Here is a 20,220-nt window from a genome sequence, read left to right on the forward strand (position 1 = left end):
AGGTTCGCTGTGTTACAACGGGTTTTTGCTCAGGCGCTTAAACGGGCAAATGCATTGCGGCACGCAAGGTATCGTTGATGCGCTCTTGCCAGCCCGGCCCGTCGGCCTGAAAATGGGCGAGAACATCGGCGTCGATTTTTAATGATACAAGCTCTTTAGTGTTAGGGATGGCTGGCCGCTCAACGGCCGGCGCTGCGGCCTTTCTTGCCGGTTTGAACAGGGCCTCGGCCGCATCTTTCGCACTGGACGGTCGCCGGGGTATTGCCATGGTCATATCCTCTTCGGTCATCGGTTTGAACAGTACAGCCCGTCAATTTCTTGTCTCCAGCCCAGCGAAAAGCACGTAGTTGCGACTGATAAACTGTTCGGGCACGCAATAAAGAGAGATTGCACATCGCAAAGAGGAATACCACCTAGTACCGAAATTCCGCAGTTGGGCAGACCGATCCGGAGCCTGCTCTGCCTTGGACAGGTTGGGGCGTGCCGTCATAGAGCGGCCGGTCGTGAGAGCGAATACCGCAGCAGCAAGATTCGAGTGGCAGGATTAACGACGCGACCATTCCGACTCTGCAGTCTGGTGCTTTGATCGATGCGAAACTAATAAATTCTCTCCAATGACCTGAAAATAGCAAACTCGGCTCCAACAATCGGGACCGGGTAATCTTCCCAACTGGCCCCTAACCACTGAGCGCGGCCGCGCAGCAATCCTGTGAAATGGGAAGTGGCCGCACAATAGAAGAGTTATCCCCCGAATTGAAGCAGCAGGCTCCTGACGCCACTTTGACATGCTCTTCACCATTTCTTGACAAGGCGGTGACAAATCCGCTGCGTTTACGGCGATCCACGTCAGTCTGGCGGAGAAGGGGAGCCCGAGACCAACAACAGCCAGCATCAAGTCCGCGGATCATCAAGCCGCGTCGAATGCTGAATTCGCGGATCGACGAGTATGCAAAAAGACGTCTCGCACTTACACTTTTCCCCATCGCTGAACGGCACCACGAAGCTCATCGGTATCTCGCCACCGGTCCCTCAGCCGTGACAGGTCCGCGCATCGTCTTCACAAGCACGTTGGCTCCCACGTGGCCATGGTTTTGCGCGCCGCACAAACCCTTGTTCGTCGTTATGAGTTCGTTGCGGGGCCACTGCCAAACGGCCTTCTGCGGAAGGATACACAGAAGTCCCGAGATCCCGCTTTCGCTTGGTATCGTTTTTGAAATCGCACTTACGGCGAGACCGCAGTTGACGATTACGCATACCGGCACACTGGTCGTTCTATTCACATAATAGCAATCTACAGCCAAAGAAAGGTCTAGCAATGAGTACGGTAACCATTGAAAAGTACGTGGAAGGACGGTGTGTCGAGACAATTAATCTTCCTGTCTCACCACTGCGTTTCCTAATGAAATTACTGCCTCACAAGGCCAAGTCTGAACTGCTTGAGTTTGGTCTAGACGTGGAACAGATTCTAGCAGCGAGTGTGCAATCGCCTTCCGAGTGCTGGTTGGACGTCGAGGAGAACAAGGTGCCGAAGCGAATTCGCGTGGTTCGCTACGCCTGAAGTGCCTCCGCGTATTGTCCAGAGTCACCAAGTATGACTGCGAGAACCACTTCAGAGACCGGCCTCGCGGAGGCAACCTACAAAGGGGCATTAATTGCCACTCCAGAGTGCCATTGGAGTGCGCGGAGAGGCAAGCTGCGATGACGATACTTGGCCCAACAGAATAGCCGGCTGATCATTTTTCGTCGACGTTCTCGTCGGCCGCTTCCCGAGGCCTTCGATGGGCCCCGCTGGCGACGAGGCTTTTTAAATTCTGGTGAACAGCCGTTGCCAGCCTTCGTGGAGGTTGCTGCGGGCCACGAACGCCGTGCGGCTTTCTCCACTCCACCGGATTGATGCATACGGCGAATGAAGCCGTTCGAGGGCGTGCTGGATTCTGCCATCCGCTCGTGGATTGGGATATCCGCGTTCGAGGAATCCACCATGTCCTCCGATCGATCGTCTTCGACTATGAATTGAATACCCCCAGCAGGTGATCGCGGAAAGCTCCGCTCGCATGCGACCGCCGCGATGACAGCGAGGTTGGCAACCTGGTCCGGCATGGGGCCTCAACATGAATGGCGTCGCCGGCACCAGCATTCGAGACTTTACTACGCTGGGTGCTCGTACTGGCTTCCTGCCAGCGCGCAGCCTGCTGGTTCACCGGCCAGAGGCTCGGAAAACGTCAAATTAAACAGCGGAGAGCTCGCGGCTTCGATTCTCGCGCGGTCTTCGAGGTCAATCAAGCGTGAGCCGATATTGTATAAACCGGAAATCAGAATCTACCCTGTCGCGCGAAGCCCCGATGCCAAGGGTGCCTTGTCGCACATTACCGGCCTGATCCAGGAGTTCCGAGCGAACGTCACTCTAGCCGACCCCGCTTTTGGGTTTTTGGTTTCACCAAGCCGATCGGGAACATTTCTGCTTGGTGGGAATTCGGCCGAATCAAAAATGGCTGGGAGACCGTTATGAATGGCGCAAACGAGAATGACAGGACTCTTATAACCGCAGGTGCCCTTGTCCTTGCTGGGCTGCTAACACTTGGCATCCCACCGTGGATTCTTTTTGGCATGTGACACAGCAGGTCTCCTACCCTATGAGCGTCGCTTACGGACAATCATCTTTTGGTGACTGACGACACACGTACCTGTTTCGCCTCAATAGCGACAATCGCTGGACGGAAGATTTTGAGACTCGACGATCCATGCGTGCATGGACTCATTTTGCTCCAGGGCGACGTCTGACGTCCGATTTGAACGTTGTTATCGAATAGGCATTGCTAATTTGGACCATCGCTATTTGCGGCTTCCGCTTCCATTTCTGCGATGTCCTGGAACCGGTCGGCGATGCGTGCGTGCGGGCGACCGCCGTCGGCTGCGGCGATCGCAATTACGATCTCGTCGGGATGTGGCGCATCGGCGATCTGGAAATTGGCGGTGAGGAAATGGGAGCGCTTGCCACTTTCGCTCTTGTGCATCATAGGCAAGGACAGCAATGCGCCGGGCGCGTTGCGCGTGTTGGCAAATTCCAGATAATTCGTGCCGCCAATTGCATGGCGAAAGGGATTGCCGAAACGCAGCGTGTGGATCATCGCAGAGGCATGCTCGATTTCGCCGTTAACGCCGACCGCGGCCGCCTTGCCGCACGCCTCGATTTGTTCGGCCGGCATTTGCGCCAGCAGCCGGCGGGTCATCTCCTCGCTCAATGGCCCAGTGATTTCGATGATGGCAGGCCGCAGGTTCTCGATAAAGCCCTTGCCGGCCCATGGATTTTTGATAACGGCGGCTACCACGATGATGTTCAGTGGACGCGGTGCGTCCTTGCCGCCCTCAATGTGAGTTTCCTCAAGAAAGGTGCAGATCTTTCTTATGCCGAGCGCCATGTCTTTTCCGCCATATGTTAAAAGGTCTCCCAACCTAGCGTGCAGCGGCGCGTGATCTTCCTATGGCCCAGAGGAAACAAACCAGTAGCGCTTCTACGAAAACTAGTAGAATTCTCGCGCGTGGCACCCCATTATTGCCTCCAAAATGGGAGCGCGTGGCCGGTTGGACCAGAAATCACGGATGCTATCGCTGCGCAACGTTGCCAGCCAGATCAACAGCGGCGGCGACTTGATAACTGTGCTCCAGCACCTAATTGTCGCGGCCTGCCGGCATGCGGACTGGGCGCTCGGCTCTATCATGGCTATCGATGCCGCGCATGGATACGCCCATGTCATCGTTCGGCATGATCCCACGCTTATCCAGCGCGATCTGCCCGACCGCTGGGAACTGGCAACCAGCCCCTCCCTAATAGCGCTGCAGCGAAACGAGCCGGTCTATCTGCGGGATGCGCGCGAAAGCGCAGAGTTTCCAGGCTATCGCAAGGAGGCGTTCGAGCGAGACTATCGCACCGTTCTGGTCATGCCGATGAACTGCGCCGACGCCGAGGGGCGGCCGATGGTGCTGAGCGTTATTGCCCGAACCATAACGGAGGTCACGGAAGAAGACCTCGCCTTTCTCGGAACGATCATTCATCTTGGCGCGATCGCGGTGGAAAAGCAGCACCGTCTCGCGACGGAGAAGCGCGCCTCTGAACGCTTGGACCGGGCGCTCACGGCGCATACCTCGCTGCTGGAACATGTGCTGAGTGACGGCTCGGTCTCTTCGCTCGCCGCCATGGTCGGCAGGTTGCTTCCAAACCCACTGATCGTCGTCGACTTCACCGTCAACCAGATCATCGCCGGCCGCTCGCCGCTGATAGCAGACTTTGACGATATTGCGTGGCAGGCCGTGGCCCCAACGGTCTTCGCCCGCACGCTTATCAAGGCAGCGCGCGATGCAGTGGAGCGCGGCACTCTCGACACGGCGACAATCTTGCTAAATGACGGCACGCGGCGGCTACGTGCTTCCGCACGCATCGAAGGCCTGACGGTCGATCGGCAGCTGGTCGGCGCGCTCGTTATCTTTCCCGGCGCAGTCGCTGAGGGCGAGCTGGACCAACTCATGCTCGATAGCGCCAAGTTTGCGCTCAGCGTGCAGATGATGCGTTCCTTCCTGCGCTTTCGTTTCGAGACCCGGACACAAAGCGAACTGTTTTTCGAGGTCGTTGAACGACGCTGGCGCGATGCAGGAGATATCACCCAGCGCGCTACGCGTCTCGGGCTTGATTTTTCCGCGCCCCAGCAAATGATCGTCATCGATTTTCCGGAGAAGGCGAAGGCTTTCGGCGGCGGTTCCGTCGACGTGGAGCACACCCTGTCACGCATCCTGCGGCAGGCTTCGCTGGAAGCCAGCCTCGTCGCCATTGATGGCGGCGTCGTTTGCCTTGTGCCGTATGAGGCGGGGCGACAGCAGGATGAGCGCATCACAAAACTCATGCGCCGCATGGCCGAGGAGCTTGGCCGCTATTTCGATGAGGCGCCGGTCATCGTCGCGGGAAACCGCTGCGCCGGGCTGGAAGGTTATCCCGCCGCATGGGAGCGTTGCAAACGGATGATCCGTATCGGCCGCTCATTCGGACTGACAGGCGCGCTCTCCACGCAGGATTTTGGGCCACTGCCTATGCTCGTTTCCGCCGCCGATGTGGGCGACGTGCGCAGTTTCGTTCGCGAAAGCATCGGCGCCATTGCCGAACACGACCGGGAGAACAGCACGCCCTATCTGGAAACGCTGTCGGCCTATCTTGAGGAAGGCTGCCGCGGCCAGGCCTGCGCCGACCGCCTCGGCCTGCATGTGACGACGCTGCGCTATCGGCTTTCACGCATCCAGGAGCTCTTCGGCATCGATGTCGAAACATCGGAAAGACGCTTTTCCGTCGAGCTCGCTCTACGTCTCTACGGTGTGATCGAAAACCACGCCGTGCGCGAACGCTGACCTTTCTCGAGCCCTCCTTCAAAGCGCAGCACAACTCTTCGCCACTCTCCTCTACTTAGGAGGAAGAAGCAACCGGCCGTCGGCGATAGCTTCTTTTCATGAACTGGATGGGAGGTCGTGATGGTTGAGCAAGCGGCAGCGCAGGATGCACCGATCGACCCGATCGCGTTGCGTCGAGCCTTCGGCACCTTCGTTACCGGGGTAACCGTCATCACCACGCTCGATGTTGAAGGCACGCCGCGCGGCATGACCGCAAACTCCTTCACCTCTGTGTCGCTCGATCCGCCGCTCCTTCTCGTCTGCGTCGCAAAGTCAGCGTCCAGTTATGCGGTCTTCAAGGCGGCCAACTGTTTTGCAGTCAACATCCTGCATGAGGGACAGGTCGACGTATCAGCCACGTTCGCGTCGAAGGCACAGGACAAGTTTCAGTCGGTCAATCACGACCGGGTCCACACGGGCGCGCCGGTTTTGACGGATAGCCTAACTTGGTTCGATTGCAGCCTTCACAGCGCGGTGGATGCTGGCGACCATGCGATTTTGATAGGCCAGGTGCGTGCCTTCGGTACGAGCCCCTCTGCGCCGCTCGGCTTTTGCCGCGGCCGTTATGCCAGCGTGAAGGACCCCTTGCCAACCGGATGGCTCGCCTCTCATGGCATGATTATCGGCTACCTCATTGAGGCAGGCGACAGCTTGCTCTTGCGCTCGGATGGTAAGGGTGGCTGGGTGTTGCCGTCGGCGCGCCGGCGAAAGGCGGACAGCCAGCTGGTCCTTGACGGCGGCGATGCGCTGCGCCTTGTGCCGGAGGAAACCTTTCTTTATTCCGTTTTCGACGTTGCCGACAGCGATCCCGGTTATCTCGTATACCGTGCGCGTCTAGCGGGTGAGGGGGCTGCGAGCAGTCTTCCCGCGGATCTTCGCTTTTTCCCAATCGATGACTTGCCCTACGACACGATCGCGACCCATGAACTACGCTCCATGCTGCGGCGCTACGGGCGCGAGCGGCTGGCGGGCCGCTTCGGCATCTACATGGATTCCGACGACGGCGGCCGCGTCGCGATGATCGACGGCGAAGCCCGCGCCTGGCTCCAGGCCTCCCAAGACCAAGGATAATGACATGAAGACGACAGTCAGCTCCATCGAGGGCTCCCGCCAGCTGCTGTTCATCGACGGCCGGTTCGTGGCCCCGAAGAACGGCAACTACATCCAGAGTTTCGATCCGACGACGGGCGCGACCTGGTATGAATTTGCCGAGGCAGATGCGGACGATGTCGAGGCGGCCGTCGCCGCTGCCAGTGCCGCCTTCCGCAATCCCGAATGGCGGCGCATGACGCAGACCGATCGCGGTGCGCTGGTGCGCCGTCTCGCCGAATTGGTGCGGGCCAATGCGGATGCGCTTGCCGAGATCGAGACGCGCGACAACGGCAAGCTTCTCAAGGAAACGCGGGCGCAGATGCGCGCTATGCCGGACAGCTACCACTACTTCGCCGGCATGGCCGACAAGTTGCAGGGCGACACGATCCCGATCAACCGCCTCGACACGCTGAACATCAACCTGCGCGAGCCGCTCGGCGTCATCGGCATGATCACGCCGTGGAATTCGCCGCTGATGCTGCTGACCGGAACGCTGGCGCCCTGCCTTGCGATCGGCAACACCATCGTCATCAAGCCTTCCGAACACGCGACGGCCTCGACGCTGGCGCTGGCCGAACTCATCCACGAGGCAGGTTTTCCTGCTGGCGTCGTCAATGTGGTGACGGGCACCGGCAAGAGCGCCGGCGAGGCCCTGACCCGCCATCCGGGCGTCGCGAAATATGTCTTCACAGGCAGCACCGCGACCGGCCGCCGCATCGCTGGCAATGCCGCGCAGAACCTTGTGCCATGCTCGATGGAATTGGGCGGCAAGTCGCCCCATGTCGTCTTCGGCGATGTTGACATCGATCATGCGGTGAACGGCGTCGTCTCTGGCGTCTTTGCCGCTGCGGGGCAGACCTGTGTCGCCGGTTCGCGTTGCTTCGTCGAGGCCAGAGTATACGACAGGTTCATCGAGGCGCTGGTCGCCCGCACCCAGCGCATTCGCGTGGGTCTTCCCACCGCTGACGACACAGATATCGGCCCGCTCGCGCTCGCCGACCAACTTTCCAAGGTCGAATCCTACGTCGCATCCGGCGTTGAAGAGGGCGCGAAGATCGCCGCTGGCGGACGGCGGCCGCAGGAGGACGGACTAGCGCCGGGCGGATGGTATTTTGAACCGACCGTCATGGTCGATGCCGATAATGACATGACCTTCATGCGCGACGAGCTGTTCGGCCCGGTGGTCGGGGTCATGCCCTTCCACGACGAGGCGGAGATGATCCGGCTCGCCAACGACACGCGCTACGGCCTCGCCTCGGGCATCTGGACGAAGGATATCGACCGCGCGCTGCGTTTTGCTAGCGGGATCGAGGCGGGCACCGTCTGGGTCAACACATATCGCTCTGCCTCCTTCATGTCGGCGAATGGCGGCTTCAAGGAAAGCGGCTACGGCCGGCGCGGCGGTTTCGAGGTGATGCATGAATTCTCGCGCCTAAAGAACGTGATCATCGACTATTCCGGCGCGATGCAGGACCCCTTCGTCATTCGCCTCAAGTAATAACTATCGAAAGGCAGAACCATGAAGTTCGCAGTCTCGCTCACGATGGAACGCTTCTCGCCTGAGGTGCCGATGGCGACGGTGAAGAACAACCTGCTGACGCTGGCCCGCATGGCGGACGAGGGCGGCTTCGAGATGCTATGGACCGCCGAGCATCACACGATCGAATGTACGATTTCGCCGAATCCGTTCCAGACGCTTGTCTGGCTGGCGCAGCATACCGAGCACCTGCGGCTCGGCACCTCGACGCTGGTGGCGCCCTACTGGGACCCAATCCGGCTGGCTGGCGAGTCGGCGCTTTGCGACCACCTTACGAACGGCAGGTTGGAATTCGGCATCGCGCGTGGCTCCTACCAATACGAGTTTGACCGGATGGCAGGCGGCATGCCGCAGCAGGAGGGCGTCGCCTATATGAAAGAGATCGTGCCGGCGGTGAGGAAGCTCTGGGAAGGCGATTACGCCCATGATGGGCACTATTGGAAGTTCCCTCTAGCCACCTCCGTGCCGAAACCCTTGCAGCAACCGCATCCGCGCATCTGGGTCGCCGCGCGCGATCCTGGAACCTTTGACTGGGCGATCGCCAATGGTGCCAGCATCCTGTCGACGCCTCTCTCGGCACCAGCCGCAGAAATCCAGATCCTTTCCGACAAATTCCATAAAGCGGTGGCCGACCACCCGGAGGTGCCACGCCCACGCTTCATGATGCAACGGCGCACATGCGTCTACGACCGGCCGGACGGCTGGGAAAAGGCCGTGCAACATAGCATGGATTATGGTCGGGCCTTCGAGAACCTGATGCAGAATGTCGGGACGGTGCAAAACGGCTTTCCGGAGGCGGTGCCGTATGAGGCGGTCAAGGGTAAGGATAACTACAATCCGGAGAATATCCGCAAGAACCTCATGTTCGGGACACCCGACGAGGTGATCGAGAAGCTGCTTGTCTTCGAAGCTGCGGGTGTCGACCAATATTGCCTCGGCCTCACCTTCAACCTGCCCTTCGAATTGCAAAAGCGTACGATCGAGCTTTTTGTGAAGGAGGTCATGCCGTTCTTTGCGGCGCGCGAAAACCACCGGAAACGGGCTGCCGCGGGGGGCTGATTATGGCAGAAGCACGAGAGCACACGGTCGGCGAGGTTACGCTCAACTATCGCATCGATGGCGATGGCGGTGAGCCTCTCGTCTGCATCCACGGTGTCGGCTCCTATCTGGAAGCATGGTCCGGCGTGGTGGAGCGGTTGAAGGACCGCTTCACGATCCTCACATTCGATCTGCGCGGTCACGGCAAGTCGAGCCGTGTCAACGGACGCTACGAGATCGACGACTTTGTGACCGAAACGTTGGCGCTTGCCGACAAGGCGGGATTTTCGACCTTCAATCTTGCGGGCTTTTCCCTGGGCGGACTAATCGCCCAGCGCCTCGCGCTGACACATCTGCCGCGTTTGCGCCGTCTCGTTTTGCTGTCAACGGTTGCGGGCCGTACGCTCGAGGAGCGGGAAGGCGTTCTGGCTCGCCTCGCGGCGCTTCAAACCGGAACGCCGGCGGACCATCACACGGCGTCGCTCTCGCGCTGGCTGACAGAACCGTTTCAGGAAAAACACCCCGACGTAATCGCTTGGCTGCGGGCGCGCGACGCGGAGAACGATCCGGCCTGCTACGCGGCCGCCTATAGAGTGCTGGCCGAGACGGATTTCGGCGGCTTCCTCGACCAAATCCGCTGCCCGACCTTGATCGCCACCGGCGAGGAGGATGTCGGCTCCAACCCGCGCATGGCCCGCTACATGCACGACCGCATCCCAGGCTCGCAGCTCGCCCTCTTTCCGGGTTTGCGCCATTCCATCCTCATCGAGGCGCCGGACGTCGTTGCAAAAACCATCAACGATTTCGTGTTGAACACAAAGGCGGCCTATGGATAAGACTTTGCGCAAAGACGGAGAAATTATGCGGCGGCGCGTGCTCGGCGATGAATATGTGGACAAGGCCAAGGCGGGCGCGGATGCCTTTTCCGCACCGTTGCAGGACCTGCTCAACGAATATTGCTGGGGTCTGGCGTGGACGAACGATGGCCTCGATCTCAAACAGCGCAGCCTCCTGAATCTCGGCATGCTCGCCGCCAGCAACCGCATGCATGAGTTCGGCATCCATTTTCGCGGCGCCATCCACAACGGCCTGTCGGACAGGGAACTACAGGCAGCGCTCATCCAAATTGCGATTTACTGCGGCGTACCGGCAGGCGTTGAGGCGTTTCGGGTCGCCCGCGCCGTTCGCGGGGAAATGGACGGGAAGGACAGGACTTGATTTCCGTCATTTCGATGAAGCCAGGGGCCACGTCCTGCTTGGGAACGCCGGAAGACGGAAAGGGCGATAAATCCCAACATGTCTACCATCGGCAGGGAGAGGAACCCGCGCCGTCGATAGAATCGAAAATTGACAGAGGGAACAAACATATGGTGAAGACATCTACACTCGCGGCGCTCGTCGCCTCTCTCTCCCTTTCGCTCGCCGCCGTTCCGGCACAGGCCGGCGCCGTTCTGGACCGAGTGCTCGCCGCCAAGACCCTGAAAGTTGCGACCGATGCCAACTGGGCACCGCAGTCCTTCGTCAATGACAAGAACGAGATGGACGGTTTCGACATTGACGTCGCCAAGGAGATCGGCAAGCACCTCGGCGTCTCCGTCGAATTTGTGACCCCTGGCTGGGACATCATCACGGCCGGCAAGTGGCAGGGCCGCTGGGATATGCATGTGGGGTCGATGACGCCGACGAAGGCGCGCGCCGAAATCTTTGATTTCCCGGCGGTCTATTATTACACGCCCGCAGCTGTAGCCGTGCACAAGGACAGCAAGGCAGAGAAGGTTTCCGATCTCGACGGCAAGGTCGTCGGTGTAACGGCAACGTCGACTTTCGAGGCCTATGCTAACCAGGACCTGACGCTGGATGCCGCCGGCGCACCGCCTTTCACCTATGAATTCAAGGCGGGTGAGGTGAAATCTTACGCTAACTCCACCACCGCTTTCGACGACCTGCGTCTGGGCGATGGAACGCGCCTTGACGCCGTCGTCTCGACGCTGCCGAGCATTCTCGATGCTGAGAAGGCCGGTTACCCGATCAAGCAGCTCGGCAAGCCGGTTTTCTTCGAGCCTCTTGCTGTTGCTGTCGAACATGGTGACAAGGAGCTGACCGAGAAGATCGCCGAGGCAGTGGATGCGATGCGCGCCGATGGCACGCTGAGCAAGCTGTCGGTCAAGTGGTACGGTGTCGACTACACGGTGACGCAGTAAAAGACCTATCCGTTCGCGCGCGCCCGCAATGCCGGGCCGCGCCTTACATTCAGGGAGCGGAGATGCTTTACCCGGATACCGTCGAGTCCGAAGTCCTAGTCCACAAGCCGTGGTTCGTTCTGGTGATTTTTGGGGCGGTCTTCGCCCTGTTCCTCGCCTTCGATCTCTCGGGGACGTCGATGGGCGAGCTGATGCGCCCGGTGATCGGCGAGCCTTTGGAAAGCGGCCTCTACGGCCGCTTTGCCATCGCCTTCGTCATTGCGGTCCTGTTCTGCCTGAACGTCGTCCTAATCGGCTTCGCGTCGCTGCGCGTGCAGATCACCATTGTCTGGCTTGAACTGCTGCTGCTGTTTCTTGCCTTCTTCAAGACGTTCAATCTCAGCCTGCCATTCATGGCCGAGAAACTGCCATTCCTCGTAACGCAGGGGCTCTTCACAACGATCTACGTTTCGGCGATTTCAATCGTCATCGCGTCCGCCATCGCCATCCTCGGTGCCGTAGCAAAGCTGTCCACAAACGGGTTCGCCTATGCGATCGCAAGCTTTTACACCTCGTTCTTCCGTGGTCTGCCGCTCTTGATGCAGGTCTACCTCATCTATCTCGGCCTGCCGCAGCTTGGCTTCATCATTGATGCGGTACCGGCCGGCATTCTCGCGCTGTCGCTTTGCTACGGCGCGTACATGACGGAGATTTTCCGCTCCGGCATCCAGAGCATCGACCGCGGCCAGTGGGAGGCCTCGCGTTCAATCGGGTTCGGTTTCGGGATCACTATGCGCAAGATAATCCTGCCGCAGGCGCTCCCTGTCATCATCCCGCCGACCGGAAACCAGTTTATCTCGATGCTGAAGGATAGTTCGCTCGTCTCGGTCATTGGCGTCTGGGAACTTATGTTCCTCGCGCGCACGCTTGGCCAGAAGTCGTTCCAGCACATGGAAATGCTGATCTCCGCCGCGATGCTCTATTGGGGCGTTTCGATCTGCCTCGAACTTATCCAGTCACGCATCGAGCGCCATTACGCGAGGAGCAAAGTCCGATGAGCCAAAAAATCATCGATGTCCGCAACGTCTCCAAGTGGTACGGCGCGTTCCGGGTGCTGACCGATGTGAACTTGACGGTCGAAAAAGGTGAGCGCATCGTCATCTGCGGCCCTTCTGGATCGGGAAAATCGACGCTGATCCGCTGCTTCAACCGGCTGGAAGCGCATCAGGAAGGCGACATCGTCGTCAACGGCATCCGCCTGCACGATAAGATGCGCAATGTTGGCGAAGTCCGCAAGAACGTCGGCATGGTTTTCCAGCACTTCAACCTCTTTCCGCACATGACCGTGCTGATGAACTGCATGGTCGGGCCGATGTGGATCAAGGGCATCTCGCAGGCAGATGCCCGCAAGACCGCGCTACAATTCCTGGAGCGCGTGCGCATTCCCGAGCAGGCGGACAAGTATCCCGTTCAGCTCTCCGGTGGCCAGCAGCAGCGCGTCGCTATCGCCCGCTCGCTCTGCATGCAGCCAGCTGTAATGCTGTTCGACGAGCCGACATCCGCACTCGATCCGGAAATGGTATCCGAAGTGCTGGAAACAATGACAAGTTTGGCACGGGAAGGCATGACCATGGTCTGCGTTACCCACGAGATGGCCTTCGCTCGCGCCGTCGCCGACCGGGTGATTTTCATGAATGCAGGCCAGATCGTCGAGCAGGGCAAGCCCAAGGACTTCTTCTCTAACCCTCAACATGAGCGAACAAGACTCTTTCTTAGCCAAATTCTAAAGCATTGAACGAGCGGACTGATCTGTGGAAACCCGCGCTCGGTATCAGCCTTATAACGTAGCGCTGGGCGGGACGGTACGTCCGGCCGGCGTACTGACTTCGTGGAGCCAGCGGCTTCGTTCTTCTAGTACATTTTGCCCTCTGCCGAATGCTGACCATGACGATCACTGTCGATGTGAACGAGTCGGTTTCAGGTTCGTTGGCCGCATTTCAGTTCGCACGACACGTTCAGTCTCTATAGCAAGAACGGGCAACCGGCCGGTGGTTGTGAAATCGAAGTGCGTGCGAAGATCTTTTTTGCGCACCTCCCGCCCCTGAATGACAGGGGGGTGCGGCGCAAGCAATCCATTGGCGCGTGGCATTTAGCTCCACGCCCGATTACGGTGGTAATTTCGCTCAGTAGCAAATTGCCCATGAAACCCGGTAGCCAAAGCGCGATGAGTTACGGCCAGATGCGCGACAGCCATTTGTATCTGCACGAATGCGCTGGACACCTCCGATGGGATTGGCCAATTAAGTGGGATGGGCATTCGCTGCTATAGCAAAATGCGCGACCGGCAATCTCGGCGGTCCCTGACAGATCGCACCCTCGATTGGCGGGGAGACGACGTTTTGTAGCCATCAAGATGGCAGATGCCACCTTGATGGCTTCTCCTTTCGGAGTTATATTCCTGCACAGAAAGGAACCGCTTCATGGTAACACCGCAACTATCCGTCCGCAGTTCAAAAGCGCGAGACCTGGCCCACAAGCTCGCCCGACGCGAAAATCGCACGATTGCCGACATAGTTGAGCGTGCGCTCGAAACTTATGAGGCCCGTGAAGCCGGACGTGAGCTTGCTGCGGATTTCTATCGCCGCCTGTCTTCGCAGTCGGGTACGGACATCGATCTCGATAGCGTCATCGATGAAAACCGGCTTGCGCACAAAGGTGTTGATCTTTGATCTTTCTCGATACGAATGTCGTGTCGGAGACATTGAAGAAAGCTCCGGATAGCGCCGTCATCGCATGGCTGGTTCGCCACGACGCGGAGTTGGCATTGCCAACGGTCGCAGTCGCCGAGATCGCCTTCGGGATTCAGAAGATCAGGCCTGATCAGCGCGCCGACCGCTTGGAGGAGGGGCTGGCGAGCTGGCGTCGCCGGTTCTCCGACAGGATGTTCGCCTTCACGGAGGAAGCCGCGCTGGCCTACGGCGACATCATGGGCGACGCTTCTCGGCAGGGGAGGGGGATGTCGGCTCCAGACGGAATGATCGCTGCGATCGCGAGGATCAATGGTGGTCGTTTGGCCACACGAAACCTCAAGGATTTCGAGACAATCGGACTCGAGCTGATTTCGCCTTGGGAATTCTGAAAAAGGGATCGGGGCCTATAACAAACGGGCCGCTCTTCCGCTTCGTCGCGTTGTTTTCTAGTAGCTTGACACCTGTTGGGAAGGAGGATTTCTCTACTGCTCCATGGCTCCCGGAAGCCGCATACTAGGGTTGGCCCGCTTCTGTCAGGTAACCGTACCTCACAACCGTGTGCTGAGAAGCCCCTGCGTTCGGTCCTGCCATCCCCGCGTGATTCTCTCGAAGCGCATTGACCGACTGCGGATCGAGCGCCGCCCCCAGCCAGGCATTGAGCGCCTCGGCTGGAGAGATCGCGTCGGCATGTTGCCGTATCATCGTTGAAGGCTCTCAGCTAAGGTGAATGCGTTGGAGTGCCTCGGTGTGAAAAGTACTGCGCGGGCGTGCTGCCCAAGGACTTCTTGAACATCGTTATGAACGCGTTGACCGACTCGTATCCCAGTTTCGCGGCTACATTCTGTACCGTTTCTCCGCTGGCCAGTTCGCGCAGCGCGACGACAAGGTGGAGTTGTTGCCGCCAGCGTCCGAATGTAAGTCCCGTCTCGCGGATCAGCAGGCGGGCCAATGATCTGTCGCTCATCGCGACCTTCTTAGCCCAATCGCTCAATGTGCGGCGATCTGAAGGCTCGATCGTCAGAGCGTCTGCCATTGCCTGTATTTTCGGATGGCTGGAAATCGGCAAGTTGAACCGCTCATGCGGCATCTGCGCAAGTTCATCAAGGATCACCCGTGCGATCCGGGCGGCGTGGCTATCGGGGAGATAATCCGCGCGTTCACCGGCAAGCCGTTCCACCATCTCTCGGATCATTGGGGAGACCGACAGGGTGCAGCTGTTTGCAGGCAGTTTCGCAGACCCCGGTTCCACGAAAAGATAATTGAGCCGAGCGTTCACGGTCGCGCGCGCACTGTGCGGAACACCACCCGGAATCCATACACCGCAATTGGGAGGCACGATCCAGATTTCATTGCCCGCAGTGCATGTGACGGCTCCGTGCAAGGCGAGAATCAACTGCCCCTTGCGATGAACGTGCAGAGGCACCTCCGCCTCATGATCGGTGAAGTCAAGCTTGTGAGCGACAGCGGGCAAAAAGGTAAGGTCCGGATCGAAGACGGAAACGGCAGATCGCGAAAGGGACATGCAAATGGCCATTTTTAGGGATTTTATGTCATAATACCGAATTTATTTGCCTTTGCAAATCGATCAAAACTGGCGGCATGATTACCGCATCACCCCGAAATTCCCTCTCAAACAACGTCGCCAACGCCTTGCTGCAAGCTGGAACGGCCTTCCTGCGCAAGCCCAGCACCAAAGCGGATGCGGATGCGATCATCTTCTCAGTGAAGAGCTTCGCTGCCGCAATGCTGGCCTACTACATTTCCCTGCGGATCGGGCTTCCCAAGCCGTTCTGGGCCATCATTACGGTCTACATCGTCTCGCAGACGTCCGCCGGGGCGTCTTTCAGTCGTGGTGTCTACCGCTTGGCGGGGACGCTCGTCGGCGCGATCGCGACAGTCGTGATCGTACCAAATTTCGTCAACGATCCGATGATGTGCAGCGCCGTGATTGCGGGCTGGATCGGCCTCTGCCTGTTCTTCTCGATTCTGGATCGCACACCACGGGCTTATGCCTTCGTTCTTGCCGGCTATACCGCAAGCCTGATTGGTTTTCCGAGCGTGCTCGATCCAGGTTCGATTTTCGAGACGGCGTCGGTCCGCGTCCAGGAAATCTCGATTGGGATACTATGTGCGGTCGTGATCCATCGCTACATCCTGCCAAAACGCATGACCCCCCAGCTTACTGGAAAGTTATCGGCCACGCTGCGGGACGCCCGCCGGCTGGCGGGCCATGCGCTGAATGGGACTTCGGGAGAAACCCACGAGGGCCGCCACCAACTCGCAGCGGACCTGCTCGTTATCCAGGGCCTTGCCGCGCATCTACCCTATGATCCGGCACCAACGCCGCCGCGCAAGATACTGCAACTTATCCATGACCGGCTTGCCCGTTTGATGGTACTCGCGGCTGAGATCGAAGACCGGGTCGACGCCCTTCGCTTAGGCGACGGCCATGCGAGCGCTGAGTTGATCGCCCTGATCGCTGAAATCGGCGCCTGGGCAGCAAACGCCGAGACGAGAGACCGGGAGGTAGCCGCGGCCCAACTCATCAGGCACGGACGATCGGTCCAAAAGCGTCTTGGCGCCGACGCTGCAATGTTCCGCGACAGGCTTTCAGCCAACCTAGCCGGCCATCTCGCCGAAATGGTCGGTCTGCTACAGGACTGCGACAGGCTGGAGCGGAACATCGCAGCAAACGGAGGATTGCGCGATGCTACGTGGCTTCATGGACCGAAGCAGGCGATGGGCTATGTCTATCACCGCGATGCCTGGATGGCGGGTCGCGCTGCGCTCGGCGCCATTGTGGGCATTCTCGTCGGCTGCGCCTTCTGGATCTGGTCGGCTTGGCCGGAGGGGGGAATGGCCGTTTCAATTCTTGGCGTATGCTGCGCCCTATTCGGCAATTTCGATGCGCCAGCGGCCTTCGTCGTCAAATATCTTTGCGGCTCGATCTATGGGGTGGTGATCAGCCTCATCTACAGTTTTATTATCCTGCCCCAGGTCACGGACTTTCGGATTCTTGTCGCGGTGCTTGCCCCGGCGTTCCTGTTCGCCGGATCTTTGCAGGCACGCCTTCCAACAACATTCATGGCGCTCGGCATGACGCTGACCGTTCCGATCCTCTCGGCCCTTGGCCCTTACTACAGCGGCGACTTCACCATGTCACTCAACAGCGTTATCGCGCTGTTTGCGGCGGTCGGCTTTGGCGCGGTGAGCATGTCCCTGTTCCAGACCGTGCCGGTCGATGGAGCGATTAGCCGCTTGCTTCGCTTGAGCCGCCGGGATGTTGGCCGACGCGCGCTTGGCGCTGCACCCAACGAAGCGCGCTGGACAAGCCTCATGATCGATCGGACAGCTTTGTTGCTGCCTCGGTTGCGGCTGACCGGAAAAGTCTATCCGGATGTGCTCGACGAAATGTTGCATCATCTTCGCACCGGGCACGTTACTGGTCAGCTTCGCAAGGCGATCCCGCAGATCAAGGGCGACGCCGGCGTCGAGCTGAGAGAAATTCTATCAATCATCGCCAAGCGCGTCGGTGGCAGGAAGTCGTCAACGACAGCTTGCCTTATCGACCTCGGTCAGCGGATCGAAACCCTGATCAAGAAGATGGCAGGCAGCGCGCTCAGAAACCGCCTGCAGATTGTTGATCTGCTCATCGACCTGCGGTTCGCGCTTGACGCACAAGCATACGGGAGGAGCACGACGGATGATCGTTGATCTCAATGTCGGAGGGGTCCTGATACCCGGCCTCGTCGTGCTCGCGTTCGTCGCGCTGGTTGCCGCCACGGCAACGCTCCGTATACTCGCCGCCACGGGTCTCGATCGCCTGTTCGCGTATCGGCCGCTGCTCGAACTCGCCACCTTTGTCGTCATCTACGGTCTGCTCGTGCAGTACCTGCCATCGATCGGACTCCTGCCTTGAAACCTGTTCTATCCCTGCTTGGGCGCTATGCCCTGACCCTTTGCCTCGTCGTCACCTCCGCCATCGTTGCGCTGACGGCGTGGCGCCATTACGAACGGACACCTTGGACCCGCGACGGGCGAGTTGGCGTCGATGTCGTACAAGTAGCGCCGGAAGTCTCCGGCACGGTGAGCGCCGTTTCCGTGGTCGATAATCAATATGTGCGGCGGGGCGATATCCTTTACGAGATCGACCCCGAGCGGCTGAGGTTAGCGGTGTCATTGGCCGAAGCTGAGGTGGAAGCCAAGCGACAGGAAATGATCGTTCTGCAGGCAACAGCGCGGCGGCACAGCCAGCTCGAGGAGGTGGTCTCCAAGGAGGCGGCCCAGCAATCGAGAGGCGCTGCTGCGGTCGCCAGCGCCGCCTATCTGTCAGCGGTGGCGGCGGTCGACCTGGCCAAGCTCGACCTTGCCCGCTCGACTGTCCGCGCGCCGGTGGACGGCTATGTCACCAACCTGAGGCTTCGGCCCGGCGATTACGCAACGGCTGGTGTGACGAAAGTCGCCCTCCTGGACGCCGCCAGTTTCTGGATCACTGGCTACTTCGAAGAGACGAAGATTCGGCAGATTCATGTCGGTGACCAGACACGCATCATGCTGATGGGCTTTGATCAGCCCATCACTGGTCGTGTCAAAAGCTTCGGTCGGGGGATCGAGAACAGCAACGATGCGCCCGGTCATCTTGGCCTGCCCAATGTGGCCGCGACATTTTCCTGGGTTCGGCTTGCCCAGCGCATACCGGTGCGCATCCAGATCGATCAGGTGCCGCCCGGTGTTGAACTCGCGGCGGGTATGACGGCAACAGTCGAGATACTCACCTCAAATGTTGAGGCCGGACCGAGCAAACGGCCGTGATGGCCATATCACTTTGGCAATCGCCGGATAAACTTCGAACATTTTTGAGGGCGATTATTGTAGCTCATCCCAGACCGGGTCAAGAATGGCGGCGTCCTAATCCGGACCAAGTGGTGTTTCGAGAGGACGAGAGGAGCGTCGTGGGCGCCCGACCTCACTCAACCTTTCCACGGTGATCATCACGACTAGAAATTGCATTCTGAGCAGATCTTGGCTACTCTCTGCATTGTGCTTTGGAGGGGACGATGTCAAAGGCCAACGATAACGCAGACACGGAACTTTTCACTGCGGCTAGGGATCTCGTGCGTCGAAACTTTCGTGAAGGAAAAACCGCCGCCGAGGCTAGGGACGCGTTCGAACGTCTCTACATGGAAAGGATTGCCCCGCAACAAAGCGGGCGAGCGATAACTCGTGAGGCGGACGACGAAAAATCGGACACTCCGCCCTAAGCCCGATCGATACCTTTCAAAAGATTCCCGATACCCGCCGCAAGAGGTTTGACGCGGAACAGATTCCATGGAACTTTGCAGGACATCGTTCAGACCCCTGCAAAAGAAAGTCGGGCAAATGCCGCACCGCACAAAAAGTGAAGCTCAAGCGCGGCTTGCGTTGGGGGTGGCTCGGGTCTCTGCTCTTCAAGGAGATGATGCGAGGGCATCACTTGAGAAGATGAAACAGCATCTTGCCGTGGTCGATGCCCTCGAGAACTCCTGTGGAGACGCTCTGCAGAAGCCTGATCCCGTCCCTACTTCCGATGACGCCGCATCTTCGTAGGGTCCCTGCGAAGGTCGGCTGCATGCATGTAAGCCACTTCGATAAAGTGCGCGAGCATCCAGTCGTACTCCTTGGCATGATCTCTTAACTGCCCGAGAAGTGCGCTGGCGTAATCGATGTTCTCCTGTGGTGTCGGAACCATGATAGGCTCCTTCGCCGGCTTAGCTTGCATGACTCCCATTTGAAGGGACTCTCCCGATTCCGGTAGCTCCGGCTGAGGGACTTGCAATTGTACGACCGTATTATCCATCAATAAGTCCTCCTATATGACAATTGCTGCAACCCTACGTTAGCGCTGCTATAGATTTGATCAATTCTAATTAATTAATGATGAATAATTGCACGCGATTTTAGAGGAGGAGGTGTCAATGCAACCATCTCACGTAGCGTGAGGCGTGCGAACCAAGGTGGTAGAGTCTGGTGTGTGCAGGGTATCGGTCTGGATGGCGCGTCCTCTATAGGTCACCTCTCCTCCGACTAGGGGCTGTTTCCGTCATCGCGTAGGTTCGCGGTTGGTTCGGCCACCATGCGGAGCAAAGACACAAGCTCTCACACCTGCCTCGGCCGAATGACCGCGGACCAAGCGCAACCTCTAATCAATGCTTGC

Annotated in this window: 17 protein-coding genes; 14 read left to right on the forward strand and 3 right to left on the reverse strand. The window is 59.0% G+C overall.

Going from position 1 to position 20,220, the window contains the following annotated elements:
* Nucleotides 1-37: 37 nt before the first annotated feature.
* Complete coding sequence (locus K6301_RS24075; RefSeq protein ID WP_247221356.1) at nt 38-268, reverse strand: BrnA antitoxin family protein; 231 nt, start codon at nt 266-268, stop codon at nt 38-40.
* Nucleotides 269-2,816: 2,548 nt separating this feature from the next.
* Nucleotides 2,817-3,419, reverse strand: coding sequence for an amino acid synthesis family protein (locus K6301_RS24080; protein WP_247221357.1), 603 nt, complete (start codon nt 3,417-3,419; stop codon nt 2,817-2,819).
* Between the two features lie 163 nt (nt 3,420-3,582).
* Between K6301_RS24080 and K6301_RS24085 the strand changes: the two genes are divergently transcribed.
* From K6301_RS24085 to K6301_RS24135, 11 genes are all read left to right on the forward strand, one after another.
* Nucleotides 3,583-5,391 (forward strand): helix-turn-helix domain-containing protein, encoded by a 1,809-nt coding sequence (locus K6301_RS24085; RefSeq protein ID WP_247221358.1) that lies wholly within the window; start codon nt 3,583-3,585, stop codon nt 5,389-5,391.
* 120 nt (nt 5,392-5,511) lie between these two features.
* Nucleotides 5,512-6,501 (forward strand): flavin reductase, encoded by a 990-nt coding sequence (locus K6301_RS24090; protein WP_247221359.1) that lies wholly within the window; start codon nt 5,512-5,514, stop codon nt 6,499-6,501.
* Between the two features lie 4 nt (nt 6,502-6,505).
* Nucleotides 6,506-8,020 carry an aldehyde dehydrogenase gene (locus K6301_RS24095; protein ID WP_247221360.1) on the forward strand — a complete coding sequence of 505 codons (1,515 nt, stop codon included), beginning with the start codon at nt 6,506-6,508 and terminating at the stop codon, nt 8,018-8,020.
* A 21-nt stretch (nt 8,021-8,041) separates the two neighbouring features.
* Complete coding sequence (locus tag K6301_RS24100; protein WP_247221361.1) at nt 8,042-9,118, forward strand: LLM class flavin-dependent oxidoreductase; 1,077 nt, start codon at nt 8,042-8,044, stop codon at nt 9,116-9,118.
* Between the two features lie 2 nt (nt 9,119-9,120).
* The gene (locus K6301_RS24105; protein WP_247221362.1) at nt 9,121-9,933 is read left to right on the forward strand and encodes an alpha/beta fold hydrolase; all 813 of its coding nucleotides are present in this window, start codon (nt 9,121-9,123) and stop codon (nt 9,931-9,933) included.
* Nucleotides 9,926-10,315 (forward strand): carboxymuconolactone decarboxylase family protein, encoded by a 390-nt coding sequence (locus tag K6301_RS24110; protein ID WP_247221363.1) that lies wholly within the window; start codon nt 9,926-9,928, stop codon nt 10,313-10,315. Before K6301_RS24105 ends, K6301_RS24110 begins: the two co-directional genes overlap by 8 nt.
* A gap of 149 nt (nt 10,316-10,464) precedes the next feature.
* Entirely contained in the window at nt 10,465-11,298 is an 834-nt protein-coding gene (locus tag K6301_RS24115) for a transporter substrate-binding domain-containing protein (protein ID WP_247221365.1), read from the forward strand.
* Nucleotides 11,299-11,360: 62 nt separating this feature from the next.
* Nucleotides 11,361-12,335, forward strand: a complete 975-nt coding sequence (locus K6301_RS24120) for an amino acid ABC transporter permease (RefSeq protein ID WP_247221366.1) — start codon at nt 11,361-11,363, stop codon at nt 12,333-12,335.
* Entirely contained in the window at nt 12,332-13,072 is a 741-nt protein-coding gene (locus K6301_RS24125; RefSeq protein ID WP_281505890.1) for an amino acid ABC transporter ATP-binding protein, read from the forward strand. The genes K6301_RS24120 and K6301_RS24125 overlap by 4 nt, the downstream gene beginning before the upstream one ends.
* A gap of 685 nt (nt 13,073-13,757) precedes the next feature.
* Nucleotides 13,758-14,006 (forward strand): type II toxin-antitoxin system VapB family antitoxin, encoded by a 249-nt coding sequence (locus K6301_RS24130; RefSeq protein ID WP_247221367.1) that lies wholly within the window; start codon nt 13,758-13,760, stop codon nt 14,004-14,006.
* Nucleotides 14,003-14,416, forward strand: coding sequence for a type II toxin-antitoxin system VapC family toxin (locus tag K6301_RS24135; RefSeq protein ID WP_247221368.1), 414 nt, complete (start codon nt 14,003-14,005; stop codon nt 14,414-14,416). Before K6301_RS24130 ends, K6301_RS24135 begins: the two co-directional genes overlap by 4 nt.
* 329 nt (nt 14,417-14,745) lie before the next feature.
* Here K6301_RS24135 and K6301_RS24140 read toward each other — a convergent pair whose 3' ends face one another.
* Complete coding sequence (locus K6301_RS24140) at nt 14,746-15,549, reverse strand: AraC family transcriptional regulator (protein ID WP_247221369.1); 804 nt, start codon at nt 15,547-15,549, stop codon at nt 14,746-14,748.
* 77 nt (nt 15,550-15,626) lie between these two features.
* Between K6301_RS24140 and K6301_RS24145 the strand changes: the two genes are divergently transcribed.
* The 3 genes from K6301_RS24145 to K6301_RS24155 are packed head-to-tail and all read left to right on the forward strand — an operon-like array spanning nt 15,627 to nt 18,839.
* Nucleotides 15,627-17,741, forward strand: coding sequence for an FUSC family protein (locus K6301_RS24145; RefSeq protein ID WP_247221370.1), 2,115 nt, complete (start codon nt 15,627-15,629; stop codon nt 17,739-17,741).
* Nucleotides 17,731-17,946, forward strand: a complete 216-nt coding sequence (locus K6301_RS24150) for a DUF1656 domain-containing protein (protein WP_247221371.1) — start codon at nt 17,731-17,733, stop codon at nt 17,944-17,946. Before K6301_RS24145 ends, K6301_RS24150 begins: the two co-directional genes overlap by 11 nt.
* Nucleotides 17,943-18,839 (forward strand): efflux RND transporter periplasmic adaptor subunit, encoded by an 897-nt coding sequence (locus K6301_RS24155; protein WP_247221373.1) that lies wholly within the window; start codon nt 17,943-17,945, stop codon nt 18,837-18,839. Before K6301_RS24150 ends, K6301_RS24155 begins: the two co-directional genes overlap by 4 nt.
* Nucleotides 18,840-20,220: the final 1,381 nt, after the last annotated feature.

The organism is Shinella oryzae (genome assembly GCF_023038235.1).
Classification (GTDB): Bacteria; Pseudomonadota; Alphaproteobacteria; order Rhizobiales; family Rhizobiaceae; genus Shinella; species Shinella sumterensis.